The organism is Chryseobacterium sp. RR2-3-20, assembly GCF_017808115.1.
GTDB classification, from domain to species: domain Bacteria; phylum Bacteroidota; class Bacteroidia; order Flavobacteriales; family Weeksellaceae; genus Chryseobacterium; species Chryseobacterium oryzae.
On record NZ_JADQBD010000117.1, the window covers coordinates 1 to 4,098 of the forward strand.

At 31.0% G+C, this 4,098-nt stretch carries 2 protein-coding genes; both read left to right on the plus strand.

The genetic code is table 11. From position 1 onward, the window contains the following. Positions 1 to 187: 187 nt before the first annotated feature. The gene (locus tag IV513_RS14970; protein ID WP_209391363.1) at positions 188 to 1,849 is read left to right on the plus strand and encodes an McrB family protein; all 1,662 of its coding nucleotides are present in this window, start codon (positions 188 to 190) and stop codon (positions 1,847 to 1,849) included. Next, the gene (locus tag IV513_RS14975; RefSeq protein WP_209391364.1) at positions 1,833 to 3,146 is read left to right on the plus strand and encodes an McrC family protein; all 1,314 of its coding nucleotides are present in this window, start codon (positions 1,833 to 1,835) and stop codon (positions 3,144 to 3,146) included. The genes IV513_RS14970 and IV513_RS14975 overlap by 17 nt, the downstream gene beginning before the upstream one ends. Positions 3,147 to 4,098 lie beyond the last annotated feature (952 nt).

Genomic DNA, 4,098 nt, shown 5'->3' on the forward strand with positions numbered 1-4,098 from the left:
GAAGACAGTTGTATTTTCAACAGAAATTATTAAGTTTATAACCCTAAATACTCCTTAAGGATTTATTCCAAAATGTCCAAGTTAGTTTGAAGACGTACAATTATGGAGTTTTTTGATTAAAAATTATTTAATTTCAATATTGGTTATTTGATACTAATAATATAACTTTCAAAAATTAATTTTAAAAATGGATCAATATATAAAATTCAAACACTTACTTGAATATTTTGTAGCTCATTTAGAATGGAAAGTAAATGAAGATATTAATTCAATTGGGTATAAAACATATATAGAGCCCTTAATTAACAAAGGAATATTTTATGAAACAGGTCAAGGGTATAATAACGGAAATATACAAAATCAAATTTCTAAATGGAATAACTATGAAAATGGTGAAATTTTCATTAGTATACAACCAAATTTTGGTAGTTATAAGTCTGTAAAATGTTATTTGAATTGGGCAGGTACAGGTTTAAATATCATTGCAAATTGGGATGGTAATACAATTAAATCTTTATATCTTGAGGAATATCAATGGTGGTTAAATAGTAATCAAAAAAGGAAAAAAATAGGAAATAATAGTTTATTAGCTGCATTAGGTTTATTTGATGGAAATGCTGTTACTGATGATTTAGTTTCATTTTTTGACAAGTTCGCTTCTTTAATAGAGTCTTGGGAAGTTAAAAATAATAAGAGAATAGAAATGGAAAAAAATCAATATTATATAGACATATTATTAGCAAATAAAAACATTATTCTTACTGGTGCTCCAGGTACAGGTAAAACCCATTTAGCAAAGCAAATTGCAAAACAAATAATTGACGTTGATTCAGATGAAGAATTAACTAGCTCTGGTCAATTTGGTTTTGTTCAATTTCATCCATCTTACGACTATACAGATTTTGTAGAAGGTTTACGCCCAACGAAACCTGATGCAAATGGTAATATTGGTTTTGAGTTAAAGAATGGTGTGTTTAAAGCTTTTTGTAAAAGAGCAATAGGTGAAGAAGTTGAAGAAAAATTCGATGAGCTATACAATCAATTTATTGATGAAGTTACAGAGACTCCTCTTAGCTTAGAAACTCCTACGCAGAAAAAAAAGTTCAAAGTAGAAATCAATAGTAATCAATCTTGTGTTGCTGTTCCTGAAACAGATATTGCTACAAAGATGTCTATAACTAAACAAATGATTTATGATTATATACATTTTGATAAAATAAGGGATTGGAAACCTTATACTATTCCAATTGCTAAATACTTTAAAAATAAATATAACTATACACCATCAATAGTTAAACAAGATAAAAAATATGTCTTTGTAATTGATGAAATTAATCGTGGTGAAATCTCTAAGATATTTGGTGAACTTTTCTTTTCTATTGATCCATCTTACAGAGGGATAAAAGGTTCAGTTAAAACTCAATATACCAATATGCATGAAGATGATAATGAACCCTTTTATATTCCTGAAAATGTATATATCATAGGCTCTATGAATGACATAGATCGTAGCGTAGAAAGTTTTGATTTTGCAATGCGTAGAAGATTCACATGGATTGAAATTACAGCAGAAGAAAGTGCAAATAATATGAATCTTCCACAAGAGATTGTAGATAAAATGCAAAGACTAAATAAAGAGATTTCAAATATTGATGTTTTAGGTAGTGCATTTCATATTGGTGGTGCATATTTCTTAGATTCGGAAGGAAATCCTAGAACTGATTTTGAGAATGTTTATCAATATAAAATTGAACCGTTGTTAAAAGAATATTTACGAGGTTTACCAGAAGCAGAAAACACTCTTAAATCTTTAAATGAAAAGTTCTTTTCGGATGAGGACAACGGATAACAACGGGGGCTATTTTAAGATAAATGACGAGAATATTCATAAAGCGAATCTAAGTCGTATTGCAAACAAGAGCTTACTTAAATTACAAGAGAATAATGCAGATTTATTAGTTTTCCCTCATTCTTTGGGTATTTATAAAGATGATGTAGAGAAATCTACTATATTTTCAATGGATGAAGAAACCATAACTACATATAATTTAATGGGATTTGTTGGCTGTAATGATTCTCAGTTGACAATAACCTCTCGTTTTTCGAAAGAAGATAGCAAGGATTACTTTTTACATTATATGTTGCAAAAGGTATTTTCAATTAACCTATTAGATTTTGACCAAAAATCTAACAATGAGAATATATGGGATTTTTTAATTTATTTATTCCCATATTTTTTAAAGAAAGCTTATACGCAAGGAATGTTCAAAGCATATAAACGCAATGAATATAATAATGCTAATATAAAAGGAACAATTAATATAAACAGACATATACAAAAGAATATTCCATTTAGGGGTAATATTGCCTATTCAACGAGAGAACATTCCTACGATAATGATGTAACGCAATTAATTAGGCATACAATTGAATATATTAAAGTGCATCCATTTGGTAATGGAGTTTTAGCCAAGGATAATGATACTAGAGAAATTGTTCAAAAGTTCGTTTTCGTTACAGATTCAACTTACAACAAGAGCCAAAGAAATAAGATTGTAGCGAAGAATTTAAAAGCTTTTTCTCATCCTTACTATTTTGAATACAAACTCTTACAGAAAATATGTTTACAAATTCTAAGAAGAGAAAAATTATCATATGGGAAAGAAAATAATAAAATTTATGGGTTATTGTTTGATGGAGCTTGGCTTTGGGAGGAATACTTAAATACGATATTAAAAGAAAAATTTCTTCATCCAGAAAATAAAACAGGTAAACATAAACATTATCTTTTTGAAGGTAATAAACAATCTATTTATCCTGATTTTATTAGTAAAGAAACACCGATTATTGTTGGTGATGCAAAATATATTCCATTGGATAAACATGTTTCTTACCATGAAAATTCAGAACGAGCAGTAAGTATTTATTACAAAACATTAGCATATATGTATCGTTTTAATTCAACAAATGGTTTCTTAATTTACCCAACTAATAATCAAGATAATCGATACGAAGAATTAAAGATTCAAGATACAGAAGGTGTTTTAAAAAAAATAGGATTGGCTATTCCTCAAAACCAAGAAGATTTCATTAACTTTTCTTCTAGTATAAAAGACAATGAGTTAAATTTAAGAATGATTCTTTGAATAAATGTAAACATAATTTCTGATGGATTATAGATGAAATCCTGTTTATTGTTTTAATGAAATTTGTGGAATAAAAAACACCTCACACCGTTCCCCCAGCAAATAACATAATAGAAATTATACGCACACGCCATCGCTTCGGGGATTGCTTCCACTGCGTTACAGCAACTGCCAACAAGGTGTCCCTATAATTTGAGATTATGTAAAATGCTTTCCTTGCAACGGGCATAGCCCTTTTGCTCCACCGCTTTCCAGCCGCCAGTGCAGTTATAATTTACACGGTCAGTTTCCAAATTCAAAACCTACAAATCCCCACCAACCCTGCTAAGGATGCAGAAAAATGGTGCAGACTATTTCGGGATTTATCCAGTTCCTACAGCCACTGTATTGTTTTTTTTCAGCGGAAAAGTTTAATGGCAATACAGTCGCTTTCGTCACCGCACACAGTCGTATTCCATACTGAAGAAAATTGCTTTCGCAGCCGCCATATTTTCTCCACACACCAAAAACACTTCGGTTTCATAGGCAAATGTTTGTAGTGTGTTTGTGGCGCGTGCTGAAAATTCCCAAGCAAAGCATTTTCTTTCAGCATTCCATACCACTGTCTTTGCAGCCGCTGTTACAGTTCAGGCACATAAGGAAGATTTATGCAAGTTGACAATTTCGTCACGCACCATTTTTCTGCGAAGTGTTTACCCCGTTTTGCCATCGCTTTCCTAAGTGGTGTTTTTATATGCACGGACGAGCCGTCCATACAAAAACACCACCGCGCACAGGAGCATAGCACTGTTCCAAGTCTTCACAGCACTATGCACCTGTCTTTTCCATCACTTTTCCTCGCTTTGAGTGCAGATGTCACAAGCAATTATCCCCATCAATCGAAGTTTTGGAATTTCCTTCTTAGAAAGTTCGGGATAAGAAAAAATAAAAAAAAAGAAAGTAAAGGTCTGTT

Bases quoted from the DNA above. Each gene is read 5' to 3' on its own strand.
- IV513_RS14975 (WP_209391364.1), top strand. From the start codon at position 1,833: ATGAGGACAACGGATAACAACGGGGGCTATTTTAAGATAAATGACGAG.
- IV513_RS14970 (WP_209391363.1), top strand. From the start codon at position 188: ATGGATCAATATATAAAATTCAAACACTTACTTGAATATTTTGTAGCT.